A 25,156-nucleotide genomic window follows, 5' to 3' on the forward strand; every position below is an offset into this window, starting at 1 on the left:
GATTGATTTCAGCGCCGACGCGATTCCAGGGCGTTCTGCTGACCAACCACGCGGATCAGACGAATGCCTTCAAGGTCCTGACGGCTGACATTGACCGCATCGGTCACTTCACGCGTACGTTCGGGCCCCTGCGCAGTGGCATAGGTCGGGTAGTTCACGCGGAAAACGAACTCCATAACGCCGTTCTTCCGGTTTTCCTCGGATTCGACGAAGGTGAGCTTTGCGTCATAGGCGCCCTGGCGGAAGGCGGTGCCTTGCGCGACAACGATTGCCCCCGAGGCGTTCGGCTCGATCCGCAGCTCGGTGATGGTGGTGATCGGTACGCTGGTATCTTCGGGTTCAGGGCGCGCGAACAGTCCCCGGCCCGAGCTTTGCTTCGGCACCAGCGCATCTGCGTCGCTGGCCGATGTCTCGACCGGGGCAGGCGTGCTGTTCCCGAACCAGTTCGACGGGTTTGCCCGGGAATCGCGCCAGCTGCTGCAGGCGGACAGGGTCAACAGGGCGACAAGAAAGACGGAAACAGTTTTTTGCATGGACCCAAAGCTTTGCAAGGTATTACCCGCACTGGGTTAGCCTACTTTCGGTCGTTTGAAAAGCCGCCCATGGGGTGGACACCGGACATCGAGCGACTTAGGTCAGAACCAGAACCGCAACCGAAGGACCCACGTTCATGGCCACGCCTGCCTTTGAGGAGATTGTCGAGGATTTCGAGTTCCTTGAGGACTGGGAAGACCGGTACCGCCACGTGATCGAGCAGGGCAAGGCGATGGAGCCGCTGGATGACGCCTTGAAGGTGCCGGCAACCAAAGTCCATGGCTGCGCCAGTCAGGTCTGGCTTCATCCGGTGATCGAAAATGGCGTTTTTCGGTTCGACGGCGACAGCGACGCGCTGATCGTTCGTGGTCTGATCGCTGTATTGCGCTCGCTTTACAACGGTTTGCCCGTTGCCGAAGTGGAGAAGGTCGACGCCGCGGCCGAGCTTGCCCGGTTGGGGTTGAATGAACATCTGTCGGCCCAGCGGTCGAACGGTGTGCGTGCGATGATCGACCGAATCCGAGACGTAGCGCGCGAAAACGCCTGAGCCGGTTTCGCCATTCGGGGGCCAATCAGGAAGAATTGGGGCGTGCGTCGGCCCAGTCTTTCAGCGTGGTCTCGAGATCGCCATATCCGGTAAAACGGCGTTCGAACTCCAGCCCCATCCGATCGGCGCATTCCTGTGCCCGACGGGTCAGTTCGGGGTCATCTGTCTGCGCTTGGTAGATCAGCTTGGTGTAATTTCCGAAATACATGTCGCGCAGTTCCGGGTGCCGATCCAGCCCCAGCGGCTTCCAGACGAACGCATCAAATTGTCTGGCCAGAAAGTCGGTCAGGTAAAAGGCCGTAGTCTCATCGTCGCCGCGTTCGGCGAATTTGTCGTTACCTTCGAAGAAGGAATAACAGTGCGGTCCCCGCACCATTTCGACACCCAGTCGTTTACAGGCCTGCTCCAACAGTCCGCCGGTCCCGCAATCGGCATAGACGACAAAAATCCGGTCATACTGGTCGCGATGCTTGGCGACGACATCCTCGACGGCCTGAGTGATCCGTTCGGGATAGACATGCAGGATGGCAGGCAAGCACGTCAGAGCAAGGTGGTCCCAGCCGTTGCGTGTTTTCAGGTCCAGAATCTCGCGCGCCAACGCGCCGCAGGCGATCAACAGGATGCTTTGCTGTGCATCCATCTCGTCAAAGCCCTTTTCCGTCAGGCGTTTGTCGTCAGGCATGTCGTGCTGCGGCATGTTTCGCCTCCGCAAGGTTCCAATGTCAAATGACTGCGAAAAAGCCCCGGATGCAAGTTCGCGGCCTTTGGGATCACACACTCGGCACCTGAGTTTCGATCTCGTTGTGATGCCACGGCCCGGAAATGAAAAAGCCGCCCGGACAGGCGGCTTTGACAAAACAAGGCGTGCAGGATCAACCCGCCAGTTGGTTGTGCTTGCGCGAGACGAACTCCTTGGCGGTTTCGACCGCAACCGCCGCGTCCCGGCAATAGGCGTCAGCGCCGATCGCCTTGCCGAACTCTTCGTTCAGCGGGGCGCCGCCTACCAGCACGATGTAATCGTCACGCTTGCCCTGTTCGACCAACGTGTCGATGACCACTTTCATGTACGGCATGGTCGTCGTCAGCAGGGCCGACATGCCCAGAATATCAGGCTGCTCGGTTTCAAGCGCTTCCAGGTAGTTTTCGACCGGATTGTTGATGCCGATATCGACAACCTCGAAACCGGCGCCTTCCATCATCATCGAGACGAGGTTCTTGCCGATGTCGTGGATGTCGCCCTTGACGGTGCCGATCACCATCTTGCCAACGCGCGGAGCGCCGGTTTCCGCCAGCAGAGGCTTGAGGATGGCCATGCCGCCCTTCATCGCGTTGGCGGCCAGCAGAACTTCGGGCACGAACAGGATGCCGTCGCGGAAATCCTGGCCGACGATAGTCATGCCGCCGACAAGCGCCTTGGTCAGAATGTCATAAGGTGCCCATCCACGTTCCAGCAGGATGTTCACGCCTTCTTCGATCTCTTCCTTCAGACCATCGTAGAGGTCATCAAACATCTGTTCGACGAGTTCGTCGTCGTTGAGTTCCGACAGGACGATGTCTTCTTCATCGGACATGGGTCATTTCCCTGAGCTGGCGGGCCTTGCGCCCTTGGTGGCTGTTTTTCCCGTTTTGGCCATTTCGCCGCAGTTAGACTGTGACGATTGCGACCTCGGCGGTTCCGAGACCGACCTATAGGTGAAAATCTTGCCGCGCTCGACGCCAAATTTCACATGATCTTTCTGAGCGGTATTCATGGGTTCTGTGCATGAGACAAGGCCGGCAACTGTGATGGCAGACTTGCCGCGGAAACCCGAAGATGCTAGGAATTGCGTGAACAAAGGGGGAACAAGCATGCCGTTGCGCCACACTATTTCCGGGCGAGGTGCCGTATCGAACGACGCTGGTCGGTACGAGGCGTATGCGCACGAAGCGGTCGATGACGGCTGGGAGGATCCCGAGCCTCTGCCTCCCTTGCGAACCTCGGTTCGGGACGAGGTCGCGAAGTCTCTGATCACCTACAACAAGTCACCCGATCTGCCATTTGACCGGTCGATCAACCCGTATCGCGGGTGCGAACACGGTTGCGTCTACTGCTTTGCCCGACCCACACATGCATATCTCGGTCTATCTGCCGGGTTGGATTTCGAAACGCGACTGATCGCACGTCCGAACGCGCCTGATGTGCTTGCGCGCGAGCTTTCGTCCGCGCGGTACAAGGTGGCGCCGATTGCGCTGGGTACAAATACGGACCCGTATCAGCCGATCGAAAAAACACTTTCGATCACAAGGGCCTGCCTGGAGGTTCTGAGAGATTTCAACCACCCGGTTGCGATCGTGACAAAGGGTGCTTTGATCGAACGGGATATCGACATTCTCGCGCCGATGGCCGCCCTCGGGCTGGTCCGGGTCGGCATCTCGCTGACCACGTTGGATTCTGGCCTGTCGCGGCGGATGGAACCGCGTGCCCCTGCGCCAAAACGTCGGCTGCGCACGATCCGAAAGCTGACCGAGGCCGGGATTCCCGTGCGCGTCATGACGTCCCCGATCATTCCGGGACTGACCGATCACGAGCTTGAAGCGCTGTTGGAGGCGGGCCGCGACGCCGGCGCGGATGCGGCCAGTTGGATCATGCTACGGTTGCCCCGCGAAGTCTCGCAACTGTGGCAGGAGTGGTTGTCCGAACACGAGCCTGGTCGCGCTGAAAAGGTCATGGCGCGGTTGCGCGAAATGCACGGGGGCAGGGACTACGACCCGCGGTGGGGGCATCGGATGCGCGGCGAGGGAGTCTACGCCGAAATGGTCGCCAAGCGGTTCAAGTCTGCGATTGCGCGACTTGGCTTGGCGACCACAACTCCCAAACTGCGTTGCGACCTCTTTGCACGGCCTGCGCGGGCCGGGGATCAATTGTCACTGTTCCAATAAGAAAAGACCCCGCTCGATGGCGGGGCCTTTTGTCTGTCTCAGCGGTTTTCGATGTCGACGTAGTCGCGCAGAGTTTCGCCCAGGTACAGCTGGCGCGGGCGGCCAATCTTGTTCTGAGGATCGGCGATCATTTCTTTCCACTGGCTGACCCAGCCAACGGTGCGCGACAGCGCGAAGATCGGGGTGAACATCGAGGTCGGGAAACCCATCGCCTCGAGAATGATGCCCGAGTAGAAATCGACGTTCGGGAACAGCTTCTTGTCGACGAAATACGGATCTTCCAGTGCTTGTTTCTCAAGCGCCTTGGCGACCTGAAGTTTCGGGTTGTTCTCGATGCCCAGCAAGTCCAGAACCTCATCGGCCGACTGCTTCATCACTTTGGCGCGCGGGTCAAAGTTCTTGTACACGCGGTGACCAAAGCCCATCAGGCGGAACGGATCGTTCTTGTCCTTGGCGCGTTCGATGAACTCGGGGATGCGGTCGACGCTGCCGATCTCTTCCAGCATCTCGAGGCAGGCCTGGTTGGCGCCGCCGTGCGCCGGGCCCCAGAGGCAGGCGATACCGGCCGCGATGCAGGCGAACGGGTTCGCGCCCGACGACGAAGCCAGACGCACGGTCGAGGTCGAGGCGTTCTGCTCGTGATCGGCGTGCAGGGTGAAAATCCGGTCCATGGCGCGGCTGAGGATCGGGTTGACGACGTAGTCCTCGGCCGGAACGGCGAAGCACATGTACAGGAAGTTCGACGCGTAGTCCAAGTCATTGCGCGGGTAGATGAACGGCTGACCGATCGAGTATTTGTATGCCATCGCCGCAATTGTCGGCATTTTGGCGATCAGGCGGTGCGTCGCGATTTCGCGCTGGCGCTCGTCGCCCACGTCAGTCGAGTCGTGATAGAAAGCCGACATGGCTCCGACCACGCCCACCATCGTAGCCATCGGATGCGCGTCGCGGCGGAAGCCACGGAAGAAATAGTGCATCTGCTCGTGGATCATGGTGTGGCGGGTGATGGTCGTTTCGAACTCTTCCAGTTCGTCGGCCTTGGGCAGGTATCCGTACAGCAGCAGGAAGCACACTTCGAGGAAGTGCGATTTCTCGGCCAGTTGGTCGATCGGATAGCCACGGTGCAGCAATTCGCCCTTTTCACCGTCGATATAGGTGATGGTGCTGTCGCAGCTTGCGGTCGAAGTGAAGCCCGGGTCGTAGGTGAACACGCCGGCCTGACCGTAGAGCTTGCGGATGTCGACTACGTCGGGTCCGGCCGTTGGCGAATGAACTGGCAACTCATAGGTTTTTCCGTGGACGGTCAGAGTCGCTGTCTTGTTGCTCTCGGTCATGTTTTCCCTTCCTCAATCATACGAATGCCGGCTCGCTGACCGACAAAACGGGCGGTGATCGCGCAAGGCTGCGCGAGTCAGGTCGTAGCGGAGCAGCGTTACCCGAATGTGAAGTCAGGACTGTGCCGCTGCATCAGAAATCCGTGCAATGGTCTCATCCCGACCTAGCACGAGCATCATGTCAAAAACCGAAGGTGTGACGGCCCGACCCGCCAACGCAGCCCTGAGGGGGCCAGCCAGCTTGCCGAACTTCAACCCGTTTGCCTCGGCAAACGAATTGAGGGTCTCCTCCAGTTCGTTCCGGGTCCAGCTAGCATTTTGCAGCTGCGGCGTCAATTGATCCAGTATACCGTCGGATACAGAACTCAGCGCCTTTTCTGCCTTCTCATCGCGCTCGATCGGTCGCGAAGTCAGTGCAAAATGCGCCTTTTCAAGGAGTTCCGGAAATGTACGCGCCCGATCCTTGAGGCAATACATCGCACGTTCCAAATCACCCGATTGTGTTTCTGTCAGCGCAGGCAGGCCAGCGGCGTCCAGATATTCTTCGATTTCTTGCCGCAATGCAGCATCATCGGATATGGCGATGTGCTGCCCGCACAAGTTCTCGAGCTTTTTCAGATCGAACCGCGCCGGGCTTTTCCCGATTCCGTCCAGGTCGAACCATTCCTTGGCCTGTTCATCGGTAAAGAACTCGTCGTCCCCGTGGCTCCAGCCCAGGCGCGCCAGATAGTTTCGCATACCGGCGGCAGGATAGCCCATGGCCTGATACTCCTGCGCGCCCAATGCGCCGTGCCGCTTGCTGAGTTTCTTTCCGTCAGGGCCGTGGATCAGCGGGATGTGCGCCCAGACCGGAACTTTCCAGCCCATGGCTTCATAGATCATCATCTGCCGCGCCGCGTTGTTCAGGTGGTCGTCGCCACGAATGACATGCGTCACACCCATGTCGTGGTCATCAACGACCACCGCCAGCATATAGACCGGTGTGCCGTCCGAACGCAGGAGGACCATGTCGTCCAGCTGATCGTTTCGGATGGTTACGTCACGTTGGACCTTGTCGCGGATGACGGTTGTGCCATCCTGCGGAGCCTTGATCCGCACAACGAAGGGGCGGTCGGGGTGTGTGCTGGGGTCGGCGTCGCGCCACGGGCTGCGGAACAGGGTCGACTTGCCCTCGGCCCGGGCCTGTTCACGAAAGGCCGCGATTTCTTCCTGGGTCGCAAAGCACTTGTATGCTTTGCCTTCTGCCAGCAGCTGATGCGCGACTTCGGCGTGACGAGCTGCGCCCTCGAACTGGCTGATGACATCTCCGTCGTGGTCGAGCCCGAGCCAGCTCATGCCCTTGAGGATGGCCTCGGTCGCTTCGGGCGTTGACCGTTCGCGGTCCGTGTCTTCGATCCGCAGCAGGAACTTTCCGCCTCGACCACGGGCGTAAAGCCAATTGAACAGCGCAGTACGGGCTCCGCCAATGTGCAGATAGCCGGTGGGCGAGGGTGCAAATCGGGTGACGACCTGATCGGACATTATAGTGATTAACCTTTTGGTAACCGCGTTGAGCGTAGAGTCGAGCCTGTCTAACGAGCCTCAAGGACGGGGGCAACCATGCGTGTTGTGGCGTGGGTCGAAGGTGCGTTGCTAATCCAGCGAGGGCACCTTTTGCCTTGGTCTCCGGTTTGTCTGGCCATCGGCATAGGCCTGTATTTCGCAATCCGGTTCGAGCCGGATGCGCGGATTTATTCGGGCCTGTCCGGGTTGGCCCTGCTTGCCATTTGGGCCAGCCGCCGGATGTCGTCTGCCTGGGCTCCGTTGGCTATAGGGGGGGCGCTGGTCGCCGTTGGGTTCATCCTGGCGGGTGCTCGCGCTCACATGGTTGCAGAGCCGGTTTTGAAATGGCGCTATTACGGCCCGGTTGAGGGGAGGGTCGTGGCGTTGGATCGCTCTGCTTCGGATGCGCTGCGGGTTACGCTGGACCAGGTACGGATCGGGGACGTGCCGTCGGACCAAGCCCCGCGGCGCATCCGACTTTCGTTGCATGGCGACCATGTACCGATTGTGCCAGGGCAACGCGTTATGACGACGGCCCATCTGTCACCGCCGCAAGGTCCCGTCGAACCCGGCGGCTTTGATTTTCGCAGACACGCCTGGTTTCAGCGCTTGGGCGCGGTCGGATACGCGCGCACGCCAGTGGTCACCGCCGCTCCGTCCCGCTTTGAGGCCGGGGTGCGTGTCGCTGCCGTGCGCATGGCCATTTCCGACAGAGTGAGAGAAGTGCTGCCAGGTGATGTCGGCGGCTTTGCCGCAGCTGTTTCGACCGGGGATCGCAGCGGCATCAGCGCCGCCGCTTTGGACAATTTGCGCGCGTCGAACCTTGCCCATCTGCTTGCAATCTCCGGCCTGCATATGGGGTTGTTGACGGGGTTCGTCTTTGTGACTTGCCGGGTACTGCTTGCGGCCTTGCCCGCCTTGGCGTTGCGGTGGCCGGTTCGCAAGGTTGCCGCGGTCTGCGCGCTGATCGCTGCAACGCTCTATCTGTTGCTTTCTGGGGGCAATGTCGCGACCGAGCGCGCCTTCGTGATGGTATCGGTTCTGTTTGGGGCGGTTTTGATCGATCGGCGTGCCATATCTTTGCGGGCCGTCGCGGTTGCGGCGCTGTTGGTGCTGTTTCTTCGCCCCGAATCATTGCTCAGCCCCGGATTTCAGATGTCCTTTGCCGCCACGACAGCACTGGTCGCGGTTTTCGGTGCCCTTCGCGACGTTGAGGTTCCAAGAGTGCCCAAGTGGTTGCGCCCGGTGGGTGGGCTTCTGTGCTCCTCGGCGGTCGCTGGTTTGGCGACGGCCCCAATTGGTGCGGCACATTTCAACATGGTGTCGCACTACGGCTTGCTGGCCAACACCCTGTCCGTGCCGGTTATGGGATCCGTCGTGGTTCCCTCGGCAGTTCTGGCAGCGATCCTCGCGCCTTTCGGGCTCGAGGCCGTGGCGATCCATGTGATGGGTATCGGACTGGCGTGGATCCTGGCCGTCTCGGACTGGTTGTCCGGCCTGGATGGTGCACGGGGCTTCGTTGCCAGCTCGCCCGGTTTTGTCCTGCCGCTGTTTTCCTTGGGTGCGCTGTGGGTCATTTTGTGGCAGGGACGCAGCCGCTGGGTTGGAGTTTTTCCGATGGCGTTCGCCGCAGTATTCTGGGGACAAGGCCAGCGGCCCGAGGTGCTGATCGCCGATTCAGGTGGTTTGGTCGGGGTGATGACCGAGAAGGGCCGCGCGTTGAGCAAGGAAAAAGGCGCTGGGTTCGTCGCTTCGGTCTGGCTTGAAAACGATGGAGACGGAGCAACCCAGCCGGAGGCTGCGGGCCGGTGGCCATCGGCCCCAGATCTTGTTCAGCGATATCCTTTAGAGGATTTCCAGCTGGTCCACATCACGGACAAGCGCGCGGCGCAGCAGGTCACCGTTTGCCGACCGGGCGAACTCGTGGTCTCTGCCGTGCCGATCAAACTGACCGGTGACTGCGCCGTTTTTGATCCTGACCGACTGCGAAAGACCGGCAGCCTTGCGATCCGCCAAGGAAAGATGTTCAGCAGCGCTGATGCGACGGGGCCACGCCTTTGGTCACCGGCTCGGCCCGACGGCTTCAGTAAGTCCGAATAAGTCCGACGAGACGCCCTTGAACCTTGACCTTGTCCTCGGGCAATACCCGCGTTTCGTAAGCGGGGTTGGCGGCCTCGAGCGCGATCGCCTGGCCGCGCCGGAAAAACCTTTTCAGGGTTGCCTCCTGATCTTCGACCAAAGCCACGACGATGTCGCCATTGTCTGCCGAAGACGTTTCGCGGATCACGACCACGTCCCCGTCATTGATACCGGCGTCGATCATGGAGTCTCCCCGCACCTCAAGGGCATAGTGTTCGCCACGGCCCGATACCATCGTGCCCGGTACCGCAACATGATGGGAAATGTGGCTGATCGCCTCGATAGGAACACCGGCGGCAATTCTGCCCATCACCGGAAGTTCGAGAGCGTCCACCGACACAGGATCGACATTGGCGGGGCGGGGCACGCTGGGCTTGTCACCTTCGATCACGCGGGGCGTGAAGCCGGCGGTCGGCTCGCCTCCAAGACTCTCGGGCAGTTTCACGATCTCGATCGCGCGCGCCCTGTGGGCGAGACGCCGGATGAACCCACGCTCTTCCAGTGCAGTAATCAACCGATGGATGCCGGATTTGGATCTCAGGTCCAACGCCGTTTTCATTTCGTCAAAGCTGGGTGGAACACCGTCCGCCTGAACGCGTTTGTGGATGAATTCCAGCAAATCCAATTGCTTCTTGGTCAGCATCGCTCACACCTCGTTGCCCATGCGTTTTCTTTTGTTCTACGCATGTTCACGTTTTGTGTCAATGAATTTGCCGGCTGAACCTAAATCGGCAGGTAGGACACCGTTTCCCCCGCAGCCCGCGCGGGATCGTTTGGAGGGCGCATCAGCAAGGCGTTCGACCGCGCCAGAACGCTGAGCAGCGAACTGTCCTGATCCTCGAACGCGCGTATTCCATCGCTTTCCAATCGAGCGCGCATATAGTGCTCGCGCGGGCCGTTTGGTGGAAGGGCATCCGACAAGATGGCCTGATGGAGTATCGGGTCAACAGCCTGGATGCCCAGCATCTTTTTGACCAAGGGGACCAGGAAGAGATATCCGCAAACCATCGCGCTGACTGGGTTGCCGGGCAACCCGATCATCGCCGCATCACCCAGCCGCCCGGCCATCAGCGGCTTGCCGGGGCGCATCAGGACCTTGTAGAAGGATTGTTCGAGCCCCAGCCGATGCGATGCTTCGGCCACAAGGTCGTAGTCACCCACCGACGCTCCGCCAATTGTCACGACCAGATCGGAGCCTTCGGCCAAGCCAAACGCGGTTTCCAGCGATGACAGGGTGTCCTGTGCCACTGGCAACATGCGAACATGTGCGCCGGCTTTCTCGAGCAACGCTTTGATGCCAAACGAGTTCGAGGCAATGATCTGGTCAGGTCCCGGAGTTTCGCCCGGCATGACCAGCTCGTTACCCGTGGCGATCAGCGCGATCTGAGGTTTGGTGGCCACGGAGACGGTTGGAACATTCATCGCCGCCAGCAATGCAAGATCTTCGGGCGAGAGGACTCGCGGCGCACTAACTACATCGCCGATGGTGAAGTCCACGCCTGCCGGTCGGATGTTGGTTTTTTGGCCGGGTTCTTCCGTGATCGTCAACAGATCGCCGCGCAGGTCGGTGTCTTCTTGGATGACGACGAAATCTGCCCCCTCGGGGACCGGAGCCCCGGTGAAGATCCGAACTGCCTGGCCCGGGCCAACCGTACCGGTGAAACGCTGGCCAGCAGCGGCCTCACCGATGACCTTGAACATCGCATGACGTTCAACCTCGGCCGACTTCAGCGCATATCCATCCATTGAAGAGGCGGCAAACGGGGGTTGGTCCCGCTCGGCTTTTACATCCCGCATCAGCACTCGACCGGCCGCGTCAGCAAGCGCAATCTGCTCTTCGGGAATGGTGGCTACCAGGCCGAACAGCAGCTGCCGGGCTTCTTCAACGGTTATCATTTTGCCTCGTAACGACCTGATTTACCGCCATCTTTCAGCAGAACGCGGATCCCGCCGATTTCCATTGCCTTGTCGACGGCTTTGGCCATGTCATAGACGGTCAGCGCCGCGGTAGACACGGCTGTCAGGGCCTCCATCTCAACACCAGTCTGTCCAGTGGTCTTGACCGTCGCTTCGATCTGCACGCCGGGCAGGTCCGGGTCCAATGTCAGGTCAACCGACACCTTGGTGACAGGCAAGGGATGGCACAACGGAATCAGGTCCGGTGTCTTCTTTGCCCCCATGATCCCGGCCAACCGGGCAACCCCCAGAACATCGCCCTTCTTCGCGCGGCCTTCGGAAATGATTTCAAATGTTTGTTGCGCCATTTTCACGTAACCCGTTGCAACGGCGACGCGGTTTGTCGTGTCCTTGTCCGATACATCGACCATATGGGCCTGGCCGTCGCTGTCAAAATGCGTCAGGGGCATCACATGACCCCCGGCACCAGCGGGTTCGACAGGATGTGACGGGTTGCGGAGGCGACGTCCTGCTGCCGCATGAGGCTTTCTCCGATCAGGAAACACCGGGCACCATAGCGGGCGATATCGGCAAGGTCGTCCGGGGTGTTCAGCCCGCTTTCGCACACGATCATGCGGTCAGCGGGAACCAGCTTGGACAAGCGACGAGTGGTATCAAGCGAGGTCTCGAAGGTCTTGAGGTTGCGGTTGTTTATACCGATGAGAGGGCTTTTGAGATCGGCCGCGCGCTCAAGCTCGGCCTCGTCATGTACCTCGATCAGGACATCCATGTCCCAGTCAAACGCAGTCTGTTCCAGTTCGGCGGCTTGCTGATCGTCGACTGATGCCATGATGATCAGGATACAGTCGGCACCCAGTGCCCGCGCTTCGACCACTTGATAGGGATCATACATGAAGTCCTTGCGCAGTGCCGGAAGCGAGCATGCAGCCCGGGCGGCGGTCAGGAAGCCCTTGGCGCCCTGAAAGCTGGGTGTGTCGGTCAAAACCGAAAGGCAGGCGGCGCCACCTTCTTCATAGGCTTTTGCCAGCGCGGGCGGATCAAAATCCTCACGGATCAAACCCTTGGACGGGCTTGCCTTCTTGATTTCGGCGATCAGGCCATAACCACGGCGACTGGCCGTGCGCAGAGCATCCACAAAGCCGCGCGTTTCAGACGCTTCGCGGGCTTGTTGCTCGACCTCGTCCAGGGGAACTTGGGCTTTGTCGGCGGCGACTTCTTCCAGCTTGTAGGCCTTGATCTTATCCAGAACGGTTTCGGTCATGCGGCTTCCTGTGTGAGTTGTGCCAGAGCAGCAATCTTGTCTTTCGCCTTGCCGCTGTCGATGCTTTCGGCGGCCATTTCGACGCCTTGCTTCAGGTCCGGTGCAGCTTCGGCGACCACAAGGGCCGCAGCCGCGTTCAGCAGGACCGCATCCCGGTAGGCCGACGGCGCGCCATCCAGCAATGCGCGGAACGCGACGGCGTTTTCCTCGGGTGTTCCGCCCAGAATATCTTCAAACGGATGAACCGGCAGGCCCGCATCTTCGGGATGCAGTTCGACCTCTTTCACCCGTCCGTCCTCAAGCGACGCGACCCAGCTGATGCCAGTAATCGTCAACTCGTCGGTCCCGTCCGAGCCATGTACCAGCCAGGCGTGCTCGGCCCCGAGCAAGCCAAGAGTCTCCGCCATCGGTCGGATCAGGTCGCGGCTGAAGGCTCCGGTCAGCTGCCGCTTGACACCGGCGGGGTTGGTCAGGGGGCCAAGGATGTTGAAGATGGTTCGGGTGCCAAGCTCTTGCCGGGTGGGCATGACATGGGCGATGGCCGGGTGATGCATGGGCGCCATCATGAACCCGATGCCGACGGTCTGCAAAGCCTTTTCAACGACTTGCGGCCCGACCATCACGTTGATTCCCATCTGTCCCAATGCGTCGGCGGCCCCGGATTTCGAGCTGAGGTTCCGGTTGCCGTGCTTGGCCACGGTCACGCCCGCGCCAGCAACGACAAAAGCCGTTGCGGTCGAGATATTGAGCGTGCCTTTCCCATCGCCGCCGGTTCCAACGATGTCGATCGCGCCAGATGGCGCTTTGACCGCGTTGCATTTCGCGCGCATCACGGCGGCAGCGGCGGCATATTCCTCGACCGTTTCGCCGCGCGTCCGCATGGCCATCAACAGACCGCCGATCTGGCTGGGCGTGGCGCGGCCCTCAAACAGGATCTCAAAGGCTTGTTCGGCTTCGGCACGGGTCAGGGCGCGATCGGCCGCAGCTCCGATCAGCGGTTTCAGCGCGTCACTCATGCGGGGACTTTCATTTCGTTCAGGAAATTCTTCAGCAGAGCGTGGCCGTGCTCCGAGGCGATCGACTCCGGGTGGAATTGAACACCGTGGATCGGCAGCTCTTTGTGTTGCAGGCCCATGATGGTGCCGTCTTCCAACTCTGCCGTGATTTCGAGGCAATCGGGCAGGGTATCCCGATCGACGACCAGTGAGTGGTAGCGGGTCGCCTCAAACGGTGACGGCAGGCCGGCGAACAGGCCTTTGCCAGTGTGATGCATGGTTCCCATTTTGCCGTGCACGATTTCGTGGCACCGCACGACCTTGCCGCCAAAGGCCTGACCAATGGTCTGGTGACCCAGACAAACACCCATCAAAGGCGTGCGCGTTTCCGCAGCTGCCTCGGTCAGGGCGAGGCAGATCCCGGCCTGGTCAGGATCACAAGGGCCGGGGCTCAGCAAGATGCCGGCAGGGTTCATGGCCATCGCTTCCTGCACATCCAGCGCATCATTGCGGCGCACGACCATTTCCGCGCCCAATTCGCCCAAATAGTGGACAAGGTTGTAGGTAAACGAGTCGTAGTTGTCGATCAGCAGCAGCATTTGGCACTTGTCTTGTGTTTGGGCAATTCGGACTGGCGATACAGCCCCGCGCCACGGTATAGTGTTGGGACATACATGCTCAGGCTTGTGCGGCAGCGTCAAGGGGACAACCCCAACAAGGCGACCGGACGGGTGAGTGCCGCAAAGACGGTGCACGGGCTGCCGAGGCAGGATGAAAGACGAGAGGCAAGAACAGATGGGCGGATTTATCGGTGGAATGATCGCCGGCGCGGTCGTTGTGTTGGTTCTGGGCGCAGTGCTTTCCCTGAACACGCCACTTGGCAGCAAACCGGATATTCAGACAGCGGCGCCAGCCGCGGTGGAAGCCGATCTGCCCAAGGCCGATACGGAAGTGCAGGGCGCTGGTCCGGATTCCGATCTTGTCGAAATCGCACCACGAGCGTTGGAGGCGCTGGACGATACGGCGGATGGGGCCACTGGACTGGATGGCATTCAGGCCGAGCCGGATGATCGTCCGCAGGTCGGTGACACCGTGGCAGGCCTGAACGACCCGGGTGCGGGAGACGCCGCGTCGGTCGATGTGACGACCGACGCGCCAGCCGCGCCCCCGGCGCCCGGACCGGTTCCCTCCAGTCCGGACGAGGAGGTCCAGCCCGTTACCGTGGACGCGACACTGCCGGCCGCACCACAGCCCCCGGCGCAAGAGGTCACGACCGTCGAGCCAGAGACCGCCGAACCAGAGACTGCGGCAAATGCGGAACCCGAGGCGACCCCGGCGCCGGAAACAGCCGCGCTGCCGTCGACACCTGAGCCGGATCAACCGACCGGAACCGGCGACAGCCCGATCGCGGTCGAGGGGGACGAAGACACGCAGCCCCGCAAACGGGCCCGGATCGCGGCCTTGCCCCAGATCGGCGGCGAACAGGCAACGGCCTCATCTTCGATTGCCGGCAAACGCGTGATCCCGCTGACCGAACGCGATGATTCCCCGGCCGATCAGCCGGCAGAGGGTGAGGGCATGCCCGGTAAGCCGATCGATGCTTATGCCGCCGCCTTTGACAACCCGGATGCCAAACCGCTGATGTCGATCATCCTGATCGATGACGAAGGTGCGTTCGGGGCTGAGGCGCTGAAGGATTTTCCGTATCCGCTGAGCTTTGCGGTCAGCCCTTCGGATCCGCAAGCGGCGGAGAAGATGAAGCGCTATCGCGAGGCTGGGTTCGAGGTTCTGGCCTTGACCGACCTGCCAAAGGCGGCCAGTGCGCAGGATGCCGAAGTCTCGTTGGCGGTCTGGCTTGAAACCTTGCCTGAAACCGTTGGCCTGCTCGAGGGCGTGAACACCGGGATACAGGGCAACCGCAAGTTGGCCGATCAGGTGGCTGCCATCGCGGCAGGAACGGGCCGTGGGCTGGTCGTGCAGGACAACGGGTTGAACACCGTCCAAAAGCTGGCCGCGCGGAATGGCATTCCATCCAGTGTGGTGTTCCGCGACATCGACGGCGCGCGTCAGGATCCAACGGTCATGCGCCGGTTCCTGGACCAGGCCGCTTTTCGTGCCGGGCAGGAAGGCGCAGTTGTGATGCTGGGCCGATTGCGGCCCGAGACAATTTCGGCGTTGTTGCTCTGGGGGCTTGAGGATCGCGGCAACCGAGTTGCCCTGGCCCCGATCTCGGCGGTGATGAAAAGCCAGATCCAGTAATCAATGCAGAAAAAGAAGAAAAGGCGGCCAGATTGGCCGCCTTTTTTTATGAATTCCCGGATCCGGTGAACCGCGCCGCATCCGCCGCGGCTCGCCTGATGGCATTCGATTTGTGCACGGTTTCCATGTATTCGGCCTCGGGGTCGCTGTCATAGACGACACCACCACCGGCCTGGATATACAGTTTCTGGTCCTTCACGATGGCCGTACGCAGCGCAATGCACATGTCCATGTCGCCACCGGCGCTGAAATAGCCGACACCGCCGCCGTAGACACCGCGCTTTTCGGGCTCCAACTCGTCGATGATCTGCATCGCCCGGACCTTCGGTGCACCTGACACTGTGCCCGCCGGCATCCCGGCAAAGAAGGCGTCCAGGGCATCCTTGTCGCCGGCCAACTCGCCCACAACGTTCGACACGATGTGCATCACGTGGCTGTAGCGCTCGATGATGAATTCCTCGGTCGGGCGGACGGTGCCGATTTTGGACACGCGTCCTGTGTCGTTGCGGCCCAGGTCCAGCAGCATGAGGTGCTCGGCCAGTTCCTTTTTGTCGGCCAGCAAATCCAGCTCGTTCGCCTTGTCCTCTTCGGGGGTGGCACCGCGAGGACGTGTTCCGGCGATCGGCCGGATGGTCACTTCGTTGCCGAACACGCGCACAAGTATTTCGGGGCTGGCGCCGATCACCTGGAAGCCACCGAAGTTGAAATAGAACATGAACGGCGACGGATTTGTGCGGCGCAAGGAACGATACAGCGCAAAGGGCGGCAGCGGGAAATCCTGCGTCCAGCGTTGTGCCGGAACCACCTGGAAGATGTCACCAGCCCGGATGTACTCCTTGGCCTTTTCCACGGCTTCCATGTAGCCCGACTTGGTGAAGTTGGATACCGGCGGCGCGATCTCGTGTGCTTCGCCCAAATCCCGCGACTCCGAGGGCATCGCGCGTTCCAGGTCGCGAACCGCGTCCATCACACGCTCGGCCGCTTGTGCGTAGGCTGCCTTGGCTGACTGCCCGTCGCTGGCCCAGGCCGGAGACACAATGGTGACTTCGCCTTTCACGCCGTCCAGGACCGCAACCACCGACGGGCGCAGCAGTATCGCATCCGGCAGGCCCAAAGGATCGGGGTTCACATCCGGCAGGTATTCGACAAGGCGCACCATGTCGTAACCCAGATAACCGAACAGGCCGGCCGCAGCCTGGGGCAGGTCATCGGGCAGGTCGATGCGGCTTTCGGCGAGCAGCGCGCGCAGGTTGTCCATCGGGTTGCCATCTTGCGCGTCGAACGCATCCGCATCAAACCGCGCCGAACGGTTCAATTCCGAGGTTTCGCCCCGACAGCGCCAGATCAGATCCGGCTTCATCCCGATGATCGAATACCGCCCGCGAACTTCGCCTCCGGTCACCGATTCAAGCACGAAGGCGTCCTTCTGGGCGCCCGTCAGCTTGAGCATCAGCGAAACCGGTGTGTCCAGATCCGCGGCCAGACGGGTATAAACGACCTGGTTCTGTCCGGCCTCATAGGCGCGGGCAAAGCTGTCGAAATCGGGTGTCAGAGCCATTTTCGTTCCGGTCAGAAGTTGGCCTGAACCGCGTTCAGCGCGCGCTGGTCCAGGGTCGGCTGCGCGCGTGTCTGAGCGTCGCGCACATAGATGTCGAAAATGTTTTGGGCCAGTGCCTGGTTCAGCTGAGCGGCAGCGGCCTCTTGCATCAGGCGCTGTTCGTCGGTTTCCGCAGGCGGAAGAACCTCGTCCAGCCGCACGATGAATGCCGCATCCGGTCCCGCGATCACACGCAGTTCATTGGACTCCATCTCAAAGATCTGGGTCATGAAGTCGGCCGGGACGTTGTCCAAAAAGGCGGTCCGGGTCAGCGCGTTTTCGACACGGAATGGCAGCCCGGTCGCCGTGAAGTCACCGTCGACGGCCAATTGAGTCACGATGCCGTTGGCCTGTTCCTCAAGCGCCTTGGCTGTCTGTTCTTGTACCCATGCGGCGGCGACGCGGTCGCGTGCGGACTCCAGCGGCTCGGGGCGCGGCGGCAGAACCTCATCCAGTCGCAGGGCAAAGATCGAACCATCCTCGAGGAATCCGATTTCTGGGAAATCATCTTCGCGGACGGCCTGCGCAGCCTGGCGGAAGCCGTCATACGCGGCGATGCCGCCATCGCTTTGACGGGTCCAGTCAATCTTGCCAAGCTCCATTTCGGTTTCGTTGGCCAATTCTTCCAGCGTGGCGCCGCCGGCCAGCATGTCGTTGATGTCTTCGGCTTGGCTCTCGATGAGGCGCCGGGCGCGTTCGCCGGCCAGCTCTGCACGCAGTTCCGGTTCGGCGTCCTCAAAGCTCACGTTCTGTTCGGCCAGCGATCCGTTGACCCGGAAAAGGGCCGGACCAAAGACCGAGGGCAGGGGACCCACGACCTGATCAATCTCTGCGGCAAAAACGGCATCCGCGGCCTCGCCCAGATCTTCGCGGGTCACATCACCCAGATCGACACTGCTCAGTTCAAGTTCGCGCTCGCGTACCAGCTGCTCAAAATCCGCTCCGCCGACTTCCAGCTGCGCCATCGCCGCAGTCGCCTCTTCCTCCGAGGGGTAGACCAACCGCTCAACCAGACGACGTTCGGGTTGCTGATACTGGTCCTTGCGCTGCTCATACAGACGCTTGAGCGCGTCTTCGTCTACTTCGACCTTATCCTGCAGCATCTCCGGCGACAGAACGGCGTAGGTGATCTTTTTGGTGCGCGGCAGGGTGAACCGATCGGTATTCGCGTCGTAATATGCTTGGATATCGGCATCTGTTGGCTCGGAGATCGGGGTCGTCAGAGCGTCCGGCGAAAGAGTTGCGACGGTAAAGCTGCGGCGAGCGAGAACATAGTCGGCCAGGGCTTTGGTCATGATCGCGGGCATTTCAACTCCGCCCATCATCGCGCCTTGGACGATTGTCCGCGCTGTTTCCTTTCGCAGATCTTCCTCGAACTCGGTTTCGGTCATGCCGATCTGTTCCAGCTGGAACCGGTAGGCTTCGCGGTCAAAAGATCCGTCAGGGCCCTGAAAGGCCTGAATGCCGACGATTTCCTTCTGCAGGTTGGCATCACCGATCGAAACACCCAGCTGTGCGACCTCATTGTTCAGGGCTGCCAGCGAAACCAGACGCGCCAAGGCCCGCTGATCCAGCCCCAGCTCGCGAGCCTGTGACATCTGCATCGGTTGACCGGTCTGAGCCTCGACCGCGCGGATTTCGCGCTGCAGCTCGCGGACATAGGCATCGACCGAAACGTCCTCATCCCCGACCTGGGCGACTGTGCGGACCGTTCCGCTGAGGTTGACGGCGCCAAAACCGGCAAGACCCAGCATCAGCATGCCCATGAGAATCCAGACGAACGTTTTGGAGAGTTTGTTAATGCCTGCGGCCATAGTGCCCTCTTGGATCTTGCGGCAGGGTTCTGCCGTGACTGTTGCGGCCCTGAATACGACGCGGGATGCCGGGGGGCAAGCTCAGAAGGACAGGGCCTTCAAGCGGTCGAACAATAACCCGATTCCAGCACGGTCCAGATTGGCGAAAGCAATGCGCACCTGACGTTTCCCGGCGGGGTCGTGGTCGGGCATGAACATGGTGCCCGGCAACAGCAGAATACCGGCCTCGGAGACCAATCTGCGCGCCAGTTCGTCCGACGGCATGTCGAACGGATGTTCGAGATAGGCGAAATAAGCCCCCAGACCCAGCAGCCGCCAACCCTTGTCGATGAGGCGGGGCATGTTCTCGGTGATTGCGGCGCGGCGATCCAGAATCTCGGCGCGTTCGCCCGCCAGCCACTGCGACAGGTTCCGCATCCCCCACAGCGCCGCGAACTGGCCCATCTGGCCGGGGCAGATGGCGACGGTGTCGAGGAATTTCTCGACCTCGGCCAGCAGCGGCGCACCTGTGGCGATCGCGCCCACGCGGTGGCCGGTCAGGCGGTAGGCCTTCGAGAAGGAATAGAGATGCACCAGCGTCCGGTCCCAGTCGGGCTGCTGGAACAGCGCGTGTGGCGGGCCGCTGCGGCTGTCGAAATCACGATAGGTTTCATCGACCAGCAGGCGCAGGCCATGCTGTTGCGCCAGGTCATAGAAGGCACGGACCAGATCCGCCGGGTATTCGACGCCACCCGGGTTGTTGGGTGTGACCAACGCGATCGCGCGCGTGCGCTTGGTGATCAGCGCGCGCGCCTGTTCCGGATCGGGCAGCAGGTCCGACCCGGTCGGCAGATCAACCGTTTTGACACCGGCCATGTCCAACCACATTTTATGGTTAAAATACCAAGGCGTTGGCAGGATGACCTCATCCTCTTGATCCGTGATCGCCGAGATGACCGAGGCAAAGGCCTGATTGCAGCCCGAGGTGATGGCTGTCTGCTCCGGCCGAACCTCGGCAGCGTAGTGATCGCCGATCTCACGCGCGAGCTCCGCGCGCAGATCGGGGTTGCCCAGTACCGGGCCGTAGAGATGTGCGGCGTCCTGATTGATCGCGAAATCGGCCATCGCCTGCCGCAGCGCCAGCGGCGGCGGATCGACCGGCGCCGCCTGGCTCACATTGATCAGCGGGCGGTCATCCGAGAACGTGACCCCTTCGAGCCAACGCCGCGCCTCCATCACCGGAGGGGCGAAGGTGGCGGCGGTGCGGGTCAATGTCATCGGGTGTCCGGTCTTGCTGATTTGTGGTGGATAAGTGGGATCAGTCGGTGCCGCGATAGGGCTCGACATATTGCAGGGCCATATCCCAAGGGAAGAAGATCCAGGTGTCTTGGCTGACCTCGGTGATGAAGGTATCGACCATCGGGCGGCCCTTGGGCTTGGCATAGACCGTGGCGAAATGGGCCTTGGGGTACATCTTGCGCACCAGTTCCAGCGTCTTGCCGCTGTCGACCAGATCATCGATGATCAGCACGCCCTCACCATCCCCCATCAGATCGGCATCGGGGGCCTTGAGCACCTCTGCCTCGCCACGTTCCTGATGGTGATAGGATTTGACGCTGATCGTATCTACGGTGCGGATGTCCAGCTCTCGGCTGACGATCATCGCAGGTGCCATGCCGCCACGCGTGATCGCGACGACGGCGCGCCATGCGCCCTCATCCGGTCCCTGACCGTCCAGCCGCCAGGCCAGCGCGCGCGAGTCGCGGTGAATCTGGTCCCAGCTGATATGAAAGCCTTTTTCGTGTGGCAGGCGGTCCTTTGCGCTCATGGTCTTATCCCTTTTCCACATCCGGCGCGTCGACGGCTTTCATGCCGACGATGTGATAACCCGAGTCAACGTGTAGGTTTTCACCGGTCACGCCGCTGCTGAGGTCGGACAGAAGATAAAGGGCCGATTTTCCCACGTCATCGATGGTCACGTTGCGGCGCAAGGGAGAGTTGTACTCGTTCCACTTCATGATGTAGCGGAAGTCGCCGATGCCGCTGGCGGCGAGGGTCTTGATCGGCCCGGCGGAGATCGCGTTGATGCGGATGTTGTCCTTGCCCAGGTCCTCGGCCAGGTATTTCACCGACGCCTCGAGCGCGGCCTTGGCCACACCCATGACATTGTAATGCGGCATGACCTGCTCAGCACCATAATAGGTCAGGGTGATGGCGCTGCCGCCGTCGGTCATCAGCTTCTCGGCGCGTTGCATCACGGCGGTGAAGGAGTAGACCGACACATCCATCGTCAGCTTGAAATTCGCGCGCGACGTGTCGACATAGCGGCCGCGAAGTTCGTTCTTGTCGGAGAAACCAATGGCGTGGACGACGAAATCCAGCTTGCCCCATTTTTCTTTCAGCGCTGCGAACAGCTCATCGATCGACTCTTCGTCGCTGACGTCACAGGGCAGGACGATCTCGCTCCCCAGTTGGGCCGCCAACGGGTCGACCCGTTTTTTCAGTGCATCCCCCTGATAAGAGAAAGCCAGTTCGGCTCCGGCTTCGGACAAGGCGCGGGCGATTCCCCATGCGATTGATTTGTCATTGGCCAGTCCCATGATGAGGCCGCGCTTGCCGGCCATCAACTGATTTGACATGTTCGGTTCTCCGCCTGTCGTCGCGATGTGTTGCGTTGGTTTATGCCATTGATTGCGCTGCATCAAGGCCATGCACTCTTGCCCGGGGCGGGTTCTCGCCGTAGGGTCATGTTCAATTCGTTCCAGGGGATGGACATGAGTGAGCGAAACGGCATCTTTGCCGGTGACGATCCGTTCGTGATCGCGGCCCGTTGGTTGGCCGAGGCCGAAAAGACGGAACCGAACGATCCGAACGCGATTGCCCTGGCGACCGTGGACCCCGATGGTATGCCGAACGCACGGATGGTGTTGCTGAAGGATATCGAGGCGGACTCCTTCGTTTTCTATACCAACTATCACAGTGCCAAGGCCCAAGAGCTGGATGCGGCCGGCAAAGCCGCCTTTGTGATGCACTGGAAATCACTGCGGCGTCAGATCCGGGTTCGTGGTACAATCACCAAAGAAGACGGTCCCTTGGCCGACGAATATTATGCGTCACGCTCGCTGAAAAGCCGGCTGGGTGCCTGGGCATCGCGACAGTCGGAACCTCTGAGCAGCCGGGCTGCTTTGATGGCCGAAGTTGCAAAGGTGACGGCAAAGCTGGGATCCAACCCGCCGAGGCCCGAATTCTGGGGTGGCTACAGGCTGACGCCGGTTGAAATCGAGTTTTGGGCGGATGGTGCCTTTCGGCTGCACGACAGGTTCCGCTGGCGGCGCGACCCGTCCGAGCAAAAGTGGAACGTACAGAGGTTGAATCCATGACGTTCGCGTATCGTGAAATGCAACACCCGGAAATGTCTGAATTTTTTCAGCTTGAATTTGCCCGACGTTTCCATACACATCAGACCCCTAACGACCCTTTGAATCTCGTGATGGGAACACCGTGCCAGAAGACCTGAACAGCATGTACCGCGTTCGTGGACACGTAAAATGGTTTGACCCTGCAAAGGGGTATGGCTTTGTCGTGTCCGACGATGGCGGTCCTGATATCCTGCTGCACGTGAACGTTCTGAGGAACTTCGGGCAAAGCTCGGTCGCGGATGGCGCGGGCATTGAGATCATGACTCACCGCACCGATCGTGGCGTTCAAGCGGTTGAGGTCGTGAGCATTGATCCGCCCGAGCGGGCCGACTCGGTGATGCTGGCGGATTTCGCCGAAATGGATCCCAATGAGATCGCGCATGCGCCGCTCGAGGCCGCGCGGGTCAAGTGGTTCGACAAGAGCAAGGGTTTCGGCTTTGCCAATGTCTTTGGTCGCAGCGAGGACGTGTTTCTGCATATCGAAGTTCTGCGCCGGTCCGGGTTGGCGGATCTCCAACCGGGCGAGGCGCTGGCGATGCGGGTCATCGACGGCAAGCGGGGCCGCATGGCCGCACAAGTGCTTGCGTGGGAATCCGCGCTCAATGACTGAGCGCTGCGCGTGATGAGGATTCTGGGCGGTCTTCTTCTGAGTATTTTTCTGTCACAAGGCGCCTTTGCTGAATGCCGGTCTGACCGGGTGGACCTTCGCAATGACAAGGCACAGGTCCGGTTTCTGGTCGAATTGGCAGTTTCCCCGCAGGAGCGGGCAAAGGGTTTGATGTTCCGCGAAAGCATGCCTCAGGGCGAAGGGATGCTGTTCGTGTTCGATCCGCCCCAGCCGGTCGCATTCTGGATGAAGAACACCTTGATCCCGCTGGACATGATCTTTCTGGATCGCACAGGTTTGGTGACCCGTGTTCATTCCGATGCCGTACCGGGGGATCTGACCCCAATCGAGGGCGGCGATTCGGTCTTTGCGGTTCTTGAGGTGAATGCGGGGCTTGCCGCCCGTTACTCGATCGCACCAGGTGCGGTCATGCGGCACGAAATTTTTTCGCAAGGCCCTGCAATCTGGCCCTGTTAGGGCTTTTCAAATCCGAATGACGCCGTTAGGAAGGCGCACGGTCCGGGGCGTGGCGCAGTCTGGTAGCGCACCTGTTTTGGGTACAGGGGGTCGTGAGTTCGAATCTCGCCGCCCCGACCACTTTCCTTACAACGGAGTTCCACCGAAATACCGGTAGAGCCGTGTCAATTCATCATCCAGAACCGAGCTTTCGACGGGAACCTTGATCGTCGCTCCGTCCTTCTGGGGGACCAGGAAAAACAACTCGGCATCGACCCGGTAACCGGCCTGATTGCGGGTCGAAGACATGCGGCGCACCCCTTTGGGCAAGTCCTGCGGGTAACCGTCATAGTTGAGGATCAAGAACGCGGTGGTTTCCGGAGGCAGAGAGGAACGGCACTCGAAACTGCTGCGCTCGGGCCGTGTGAACCGTTCCTCCGGACCTTCGCAGCTGATCTCGAACGTGCTGAACAACTGATCGGGGTATTCGGCGAACTGAGCGCTGCGTGAAGATTGTTCCGGCTCGGGCGTCGCACAAGCGGCCAGCAAGGTAAGGACCGGAAACAAACGGATAATCGAGGTTTTCAGGGCGCACTCCGTCATTTGTGTGTCGTGATGCATCGCGTTGCGCTGCCACGAAGATTGGTGATTCTCCTCACAGTATGGGGCACGGGTGGGCAGGTGACCATTTTCTCGTAACCGGGCCGGGAAAAAAGAAAATCCGATTTGACCGATCTGCACGGTTTTGTGGACAGCGTTGTGGAGGAATCGGCGCGTTGTGCCTTGGCCCATCCTGCGGTTTTGCGGTCAACAGAAAAGTTTTGGTTCGGAGCCAAAAAATGCCGTTGACCAACTATGGGTAGATACGCCAGATTGTATAGGCCGAGTGAGTTGCCACTAAATCTGGTAGGAATAGCCGGAGTTGGCATAGGGCGAGGGTCGGAAAGCACTCCAAACTGACGTGCAACCGTGCAAACGGGTTTGCGCTGCCAAAGGCAGCGCCCGGTCCTCTGCGCCCCTGATCGGCGGTCAAGGCGGGCGGCACCCCGCCAGAAAACGGAATTGGTGCCGGACAACCGAATTTGGGCTGATTGATCTAGGGCGGCGGACATGAAGATTGAAAGAACATTTACCAAGGCAGGGCAGGACGCATACGCAGAGTTGGACTTCGTGTCCGTCACGTCCGAGATCCGCAATCCGGATGGAACGATCGTGTTCCGCCTTGATAACATCGAGGTCCCCTCTCGGTGGAGCCAGGTCGCCAGCGACGTGATCGCTCAGAAGTATTTCCGCAAGGCCGGCGTTCCCAGCAAACTGAAAAAAGTCCGTGAGAAGGACGTGCCCGAGTTTCTGTGGCGCTCGGTTCCGGCCGACGATGCCGAATTTGGTGGCGAAACGTCTTCGAAGCAGGTGTTTGACCGCCTCGCGGGTGCCTGGGCCTATTGGGGCTGGAAGGGCGGTTACTTCTCGACCGAGGAGGACGCGCGCGCCTATTTCGACGAGATGCGCTATATGCTGGCGACACAGCGTGCCGCGCCGAACAGCCCGCAATGGTTCAACACCGGTCTGCACTGGGCCTATGGGATCGACGGCCCGGCCCAAGGTCACCACTATGTGGACTACAAGACCGGCAAGCTGACCAAGTCGAAATCGGCTTATGAACATCCGCAGCCGCATGCGTGCTTCATCCAGTCGGTCGATGACGACCTGGTGAACGAAGGCGGCATCATGGATCTATGGGTGCGCGAGGCGCGCCTGTTCAAATACGGCTCGGGTACCGGGACCAACTTCAGCCATCTGCGCGCGGAAGGCGAAGCGCTGTCGGGTGGCGGCAAGT

At 60.6% G+C, this 25,156-nt stretch carries 25 protein-coding genes and 1 tRNA gene; 9 read left to right on the forward strand and 17 right to left on the reverse strand.

The features are described from left to right. Window positions 1-8: 8 nt before the first annotated feature. Window positions 9-533, reverse strand: a complete 525-nt coding sequence (locus tag AC2FM5_RS07510; protein WP_496734814.1) for a hypothetical protein — start codon at window positions 531-533, stop codon at window positions 9-11. 137 nt (window positions 534-670) lie between these two features. On the opposite strand from AC2FM5_RS07510, the gene AC2FM5_RS07515 reads away from it, so the two are divergent. Then, entirely contained in the window at window positions 671-1,081 is a 411-nt protein-coding gene (locus AC2FM5_RS07515; protein WP_170359067.1) for a SufE family protein, read from the forward strand. Between the two features lie 25 nt (window positions 1,082-1,106). Here AC2FM5_RS07515 and AC2FM5_RS07520 read toward each other — a convergent pair whose 3' ends face one another. Then, entirely contained in the window at window positions 1,107-1,778 is a 672-nt protein-coding gene (locus AC2FM5_RS07520; RefSeq protein ID WP_496734816.1) for a DUF1638 domain-containing protein, read from the reverse strand. Window positions 1,779-1,953: 175 nt separating this feature from the next. After that, a complete protein-coding gene (locus tag AC2FM5_RS07525; RefSeq protein WP_093962188.1) occupies window positions 1,954-2,652 on the reverse strand; it encodes a corrinoid protein in 699 nt (232 codons plus the stop codon). 277 nt (window positions 2,653-2,929) lie between these two features. On the opposite strand from AC2FM5_RS07525, the gene AC2FM5_RS07530 reads away from it, so the two are divergent. Then, complete coding sequence (locus AC2FM5_RS07530) at window positions 2,930-4,000, forward strand: PA0069 family radical SAM protein (RefSeq protein WP_170363383.1); 1,071 nt, start codon at window positions 2,930-2,932, stop codon at window positions 3,998-4,000. Window positions 4,001-4,038: 38 nt separating this feature from the next. Here AC2FM5_RS07530 and gltA read toward each other — a convergent pair whose 3' ends face one another. Next, a complete protein-coding gene (gene gltA / locus AC2FM5_RS07535; protein ID WP_170338439.1) occupies window positions 4,039-5,334 on the reverse strand; it encodes a citrate synthase in 1,296 nt (431 codons plus the stop codon). A 114-nt stretch (window positions 5,335-5,448) separates the two neighbouring features. Further along, a complete protein-coding gene (gene gltX, locus AC2FM5_RS07540) occupies window positions 5,449-6,855 on the reverse strand; it encodes a glutamate--tRNA ligase (RefSeq protein ID WP_496734819.1) in 1,407 nt (468 codons plus the stop codon). Window positions 6,856-6,933: 78 nt separating this feature from the next. Here gltX and AC2FM5_RS07545 point away from each other — a divergent pair, with 78 nt between their 5' ends. Beyond that, the gene (locus AC2FM5_RS07545) at window positions 6,934-8,976 is read left to right on the forward strand and encodes a ComEC/Rec2 family competence protein (RefSeq protein ID WP_496734821.1); all 2,043 of its coding nucleotides are present in this window, start codon (window positions 6,934-6,936) and stop codon (window positions 8,974-8,976) included. On the opposite strand, the gene lexA is transcribed toward AC2FM5_RS07545, so the two are convergent. The 6 genes from lexA to AC2FM5_RS07575 all read right to left on the reverse strand — a co-directional run bounded on the left by lexA (window position 8,960) and on the right by AC2FM5_RS07575 (window position 13,787). Further along, entirely contained in the window at window positions 8,960-9,658 is a 699-nt protein-coding gene (gene lexA / locus AC2FM5_RS07550; protein ID WP_170363386.1) for a transcriptional repressor LexA, read from the reverse strand. The two genes, AC2FM5_RS07545 and lexA, sit on opposite strands and share 17 nt — an antisense overlap. 80 nt (window positions 9,659-9,738) lie before the next feature. After that, the gene (locus AC2FM5_RS07555) at window positions 9,739-10,911 is read right to left on the reverse strand and encodes a molybdopterin molybdotransferase MoeA (RefSeq protein WP_496734823.1); all 1,173 of its coding nucleotides are present in this window, start codon (window positions 10,909-10,911) and stop codon (window positions 9,739-9,741) included. Further along, the gene (moaC, locus tag AC2FM5_RS07560; RefSeq protein WP_170455394.1) at window positions 10,908-11,381 is read right to left on the reverse strand and encodes a cyclic pyranopterin monophosphate synthase MoaC; all 474 of its coding nucleotides are present in this window, start codon (window positions 11,379-11,381) and stop codon (window positions 10,908-10,910) included. Before moaC ends, AC2FM5_RS07555 begins: the two co-directional genes overlap by 4 nt. Beyond that, entirely contained in the window at window positions 11,381-12,193 is an 813-nt protein-coding gene (trpC, locus tag AC2FM5_RS07565) for an indole-3-glycerol phosphate synthase TrpC (RefSeq protein ID WP_496734825.1), read from the reverse strand. The genes moaC and trpC overlap by 1 nt, the downstream gene beginning before the upstream one ends. Continuing rightward, window positions 12,190-13,209: an anthranilate phosphoribosyltransferase gene (gene trpD, locus AC2FM5_RS07570; protein ID WP_170359083.1), complete on the reverse strand. Its 1,020-nt coding sequence runs from the start codon at window positions 13,207-13,209 to the stop codon at window positions 12,190-12,192. The genes trpC and trpD overlap by 4 nt, the downstream gene beginning before the upstream one ends. After that, window positions 13,206-13,787, reverse strand: coding sequence for an anthranilate synthase component II (locus AC2FM5_RS07575; RefSeq protein WP_170338975.1), 582 nt, complete (start codon window positions 13,785-13,787; stop codon window positions 13,206-13,208). Before AC2FM5_RS07575 ends, trpD begins: the two co-directional genes overlap by 4 nt. Window positions 13,788-13,983: 196 nt before the next feature. On the opposite strand from AC2FM5_RS07575, the gene AC2FM5_RS07580 reads away from it, so the two are divergent. Next, window positions 13,984-15,447: a divergent polysaccharide deacetylase family protein gene (locus AC2FM5_RS07580; protein ID WP_496734828.1), complete on the forward strand. Its 1,464-nt coding sequence runs from the start codon at window positions 13,984-13,986 to the stop codon at window positions 15,445-15,447. A gap of 46 nt (window positions 15,448-15,493) precedes the next feature. On the opposite strand, the gene trpE is transcribed toward AC2FM5_RS07580, so the two are convergent. The 5 genes from trpE to fabI all read right to left on the reverse strand — a co-directional run bounded on the left by trpE (window position 15,494) and on the right by fabI (window position 21,476). Further along, the gene (trpE, locus tag AC2FM5_RS07585) at window positions 15,494-17,005 is read right to left on the reverse strand and encodes an anthranilate synthase component I (protein WP_170359089.1); all 1,512 of its coding nucleotides are present in this window, start codon (window positions 17,003-17,005) and stop codon (window positions 15,494-15,496) included. A gap of 11 nt (window positions 17,006-17,016) precedes the next feature. Then, entirely contained in the window at window positions 17,017-18,858 is a 1,842-nt protein-coding gene (locus AC2FM5_RS07590; protein ID WP_496734830.1) for a peptidyl-prolyl cis-trans isomerase, read from the reverse strand. 81 nt (window positions 18,859-18,939) lie between these two features. Then, the gene (locus tag AC2FM5_RS07595; protein ID WP_496734832.1) at window positions 18,940-20,115 is read right to left on the reverse strand and encodes an aminotransferase; all 1,176 of its coding nucleotides are present in this window, start codon (window positions 20,113-20,115) and stop codon (window positions 18,940-18,942) included. A 40-nt stretch (window positions 20,116-20,155) separates the two neighbouring features. Beyond that, window positions 20,156-20,665: a xanthine phosphoribosyltransferase gene (gene gpt / locus AC2FM5_RS07600; protein ID WP_149774418.1), complete on the reverse strand. Its 510-nt coding sequence runs from the start codon at window positions 20,663-20,665 to the stop codon at window positions 20,156-20,158. Window positions 20,666-20,669: 4 nt separating this feature from the next. Further along, window positions 20,670-21,476 carry an enoyl-ACP reductase FabI gene (fabI, locus tag AC2FM5_RS07605; protein WP_170370522.1) on the reverse strand — a complete coding sequence of 269 codons (807 nt, stop codon included), beginning with the start codon at window positions 21,474-21,476 and terminating at the stop codon, window positions 20,670-20,672. Window positions 21,477-21,611: 135 nt separating this feature from the next. Here fabI and pdxH point away from each other — a divergent pair, with 135 nt between their 5' ends. From pdxH to AC2FM5_RS07625, 4 genes are all read left to right on the forward strand, one after another. Then, the gene (pdxH, locus tag AC2FM5_RS07610; RefSeq protein ID WP_170338455.1) at window positions 21,612-22,217 is read left to right on the forward strand and encodes a pyridoxamine 5'-phosphate oxidase; all 606 of its coding nucleotides are present in this window, start codon (window positions 21,612-21,614) and stop codon (window positions 22,215-22,217) included. Between the two features lie 121 nt (window positions 22,218-22,338). After that, window positions 22,339-22,866 (forward strand): cold-shock protein, encoded by a 528-nt coding sequence (locus AC2FM5_RS07615; RefSeq protein ID WP_093962172.1) that lies wholly within the window; start codon window positions 22,339-22,341, stop codon window positions 22,864-22,866. Between the two features lie 12 nt (window positions 22,867-22,878). After that, window positions 22,879-23,340: a DUF192 domain-containing protein gene (locus tag AC2FM5_RS07620; protein ID WP_496734839.1), complete on the forward strand. Its 462-nt coding sequence runs from the start codon at window positions 22,879-22,881 to the stop codon at window positions 23,338-23,340. 43 nt (window positions 23,341-23,383) lie between these two features. Then, window positions 23,384-23,460: transfer RNA gene (locus AC2FM5_RS07625), tRNA-Pro, on the forward strand. A gap of 6 nt (window positions 23,461-23,466) precedes the next feature. Here the strand turns inward: AC2FM5_RS07625 and AC2FM5_RS07630 are convergent. Further along, window positions 23,467-23,922, reverse strand: coding sequence for a hypothetical protein (locus AC2FM5_RS07630; RefSeq protein ID WP_170359098.1), 456 nt, complete (start codon window positions 23,920-23,922; stop codon window positions 23,467-23,469). Between the two features lie 507 nt (window positions 23,923-24,429). On the opposite strand from AC2FM5_RS07630, the gene AC2FM5_RS07635 reads away from it, so the two are divergent. Beyond that, on the forward strand, window positions 24,430-25,156 hold a 727-nt coding region (locus AC2FM5_RS07635; RefSeq protein ID WP_496734836.1), incomplete at its 3' end, for a ribonucleotide reductase barrel domain-containing protein.

Source organism: Ruegeria sp. BHSA162 (genome assembly GCF_059613385.1).

What these genes read in the sequence shown, in the direction of transcription:
- gltX (WP_496734819.1), bottom strand. Translation starts at nt 6,855, where the DNA reads ATGTCCGATCAGGTCGTCACCCGATTTGCACCCTCGCCCACCGGCTAT.
- AC2FM5_RS07575 (WP_170338975.1), bottom strand. Translation starts at nt 13,787, where the DNA reads ATGCTGCTGCTGATCGACAACTACGACTCGTTTACCTACAACCTTGTC.
- AC2FM5_RS07595 (WP_496734832.1), bottom strand. Translation starts at nt 20,115, where the DNA reads ATGACATTGACCCGCACCGCCGCCACCTTCGCCCCTCCGGTGATGGAG.
- AC2FM5_RS07580 (WP_496734828.1), top strand. Translation starts at nt 13,984, where the DNA reads ATGGGCGGATTTATCGGTGGAATGATCGCCGGCGCGGTCGTTGTGTTG.
- AC2FM5_RS07590 (WP_496734830.1), bottom strand. Translation starts at nt 18,858, where the DNA reads ATGGCCGCAGGCATTAACAAACTCTCCAAAACGTTCGTCTGGATTCTC.
- AC2FM5_RS07630 (WP_170359098.1), bottom strand. Translation starts at nt 23,922, where the DNA reads ATGACGGAGTGCGCCCTGAAAACCTCGATTATCCGTTTGTTTCCGGTC.
- fabI (WP_170370522.1), bottom strand. Translation starts at nt 21,476, where the DNA reads ATGTCAAATCAGTTGATGGCCGGCAAGCGCGGCCTCATCATGGGACTG.
- AC2FM5_RS07510 (WP_496734814.1), bottom strand. Translation starts at nt 533, where the DNA reads ATGCAAAAAACTGTTTCCGTCTTTCTTGTCGCCCTGTTGACCCTGTCC.
- AC2FM5_RS07530 (WP_170363383.1), top strand. Translation starts at nt 2,930, where the DNA reads ATGCCGTTGCGCCACACTATTTCCGGGCGAGGTGCCGTATCGAACGAC.
- gltA (WP_170338439.1), bottom strand. Translation starts at nt 5,334, where the DNA reads ATGACCGAGAGCAACAAGACAGCGACTCTGACCGTCCACGGAAAAACC.
- trpC (WP_496734825.1), bottom strand. Translation starts at nt 12,193, where the DNA reads ATGACCGAAACCGTTCTGGATAAGATCAAGGCCTACAAGCTGGAAGAA.
- AC2FM5_RS07520 (WP_496734816.1), bottom strand. Translation starts at nt 1,778, where the DNA reads ATGCCGCAGCACGACATGCCTGACGACAAACGCCTGACGGAAAAGGGC.
- AC2FM5_RS07515 (WP_170359067.1), top strand. Translation starts at nt 671, where the DNA reads ATGGCCACGCCTGCCTTTGAGGAGATTGTCGAGGATTTCGAGTTCCTT.
- trpE (WP_170359089.1), bottom strand. Translation starts at nt 17,005, where the DNA reads ATGGCTCTGACACCCGATTTCGACAGCTTTGCCCGCGCCTATGAGGCC.
- AC2FM5_RS07620 (WP_496734839.1), top strand. Translation starts at nt 22,879, where the DNA reads ATGAGGATTCTGGGCGGTCTTCTTCTGAGTATTTTTCTGTCACAAGGC.
- gpt (WP_149774418.1), bottom strand. Translation starts at nt 20,665, where the DNA reads ATGAGCGCAAAGGACCGCCTGCCACACGAAAAAGGCTTTCATATCAGC.
- AC2FM5_RS07555 (WP_496734823.1), bottom strand. Translation starts at nt 10,911, where the DNA reads ATGATAACCGTTGAAGAAGCCCGGCAGCTGCTGTTCGGCCTGGTAGCC.
- pdxH (WP_170338455.1), top strand. Translation starts at nt 21,612, where the DNA reads ATGAGTGAGCGAAACGGCATCTTTGCCGGTGACGATCCGTTCGTGATC.
- AC2FM5_RS07545 (WP_496734821.1), top strand. Translation starts at nt 6,934, where the DNA reads ATGCGTGTTGTGGCGTGGGTCGAAGGTGCGTTGCTAATCCAGCGAGGG.
- lexA (WP_170363386.1), bottom strand. Translation starts at nt 9,658, where the DNA reads ATGCTGACCAAGAAGCAATTGGATTTGCTGGAATTCATCCACAAACGC.
- moaC (WP_170455394.1), bottom strand. Translation starts at nt 11,381, where the DNA reads ATGCCCCTGACGCATTTTGACAGCGACGGCCAGGCCCATATGGTCGAT.
- AC2FM5_RS07525 (WP_093962188.1), bottom strand. Translation starts at nt 2,652, where the DNA reads ATGTCCGATGAAGAAGACATCGTCCTGTCGGAACTCAACGACGACGAA.
- trpD (WP_170359083.1), bottom strand. Translation starts at nt 13,209, where the DNA reads ATGAGTGACGCGCTGAAACCGCTGATCGGAGCTGCGGCCGATCGCGCC.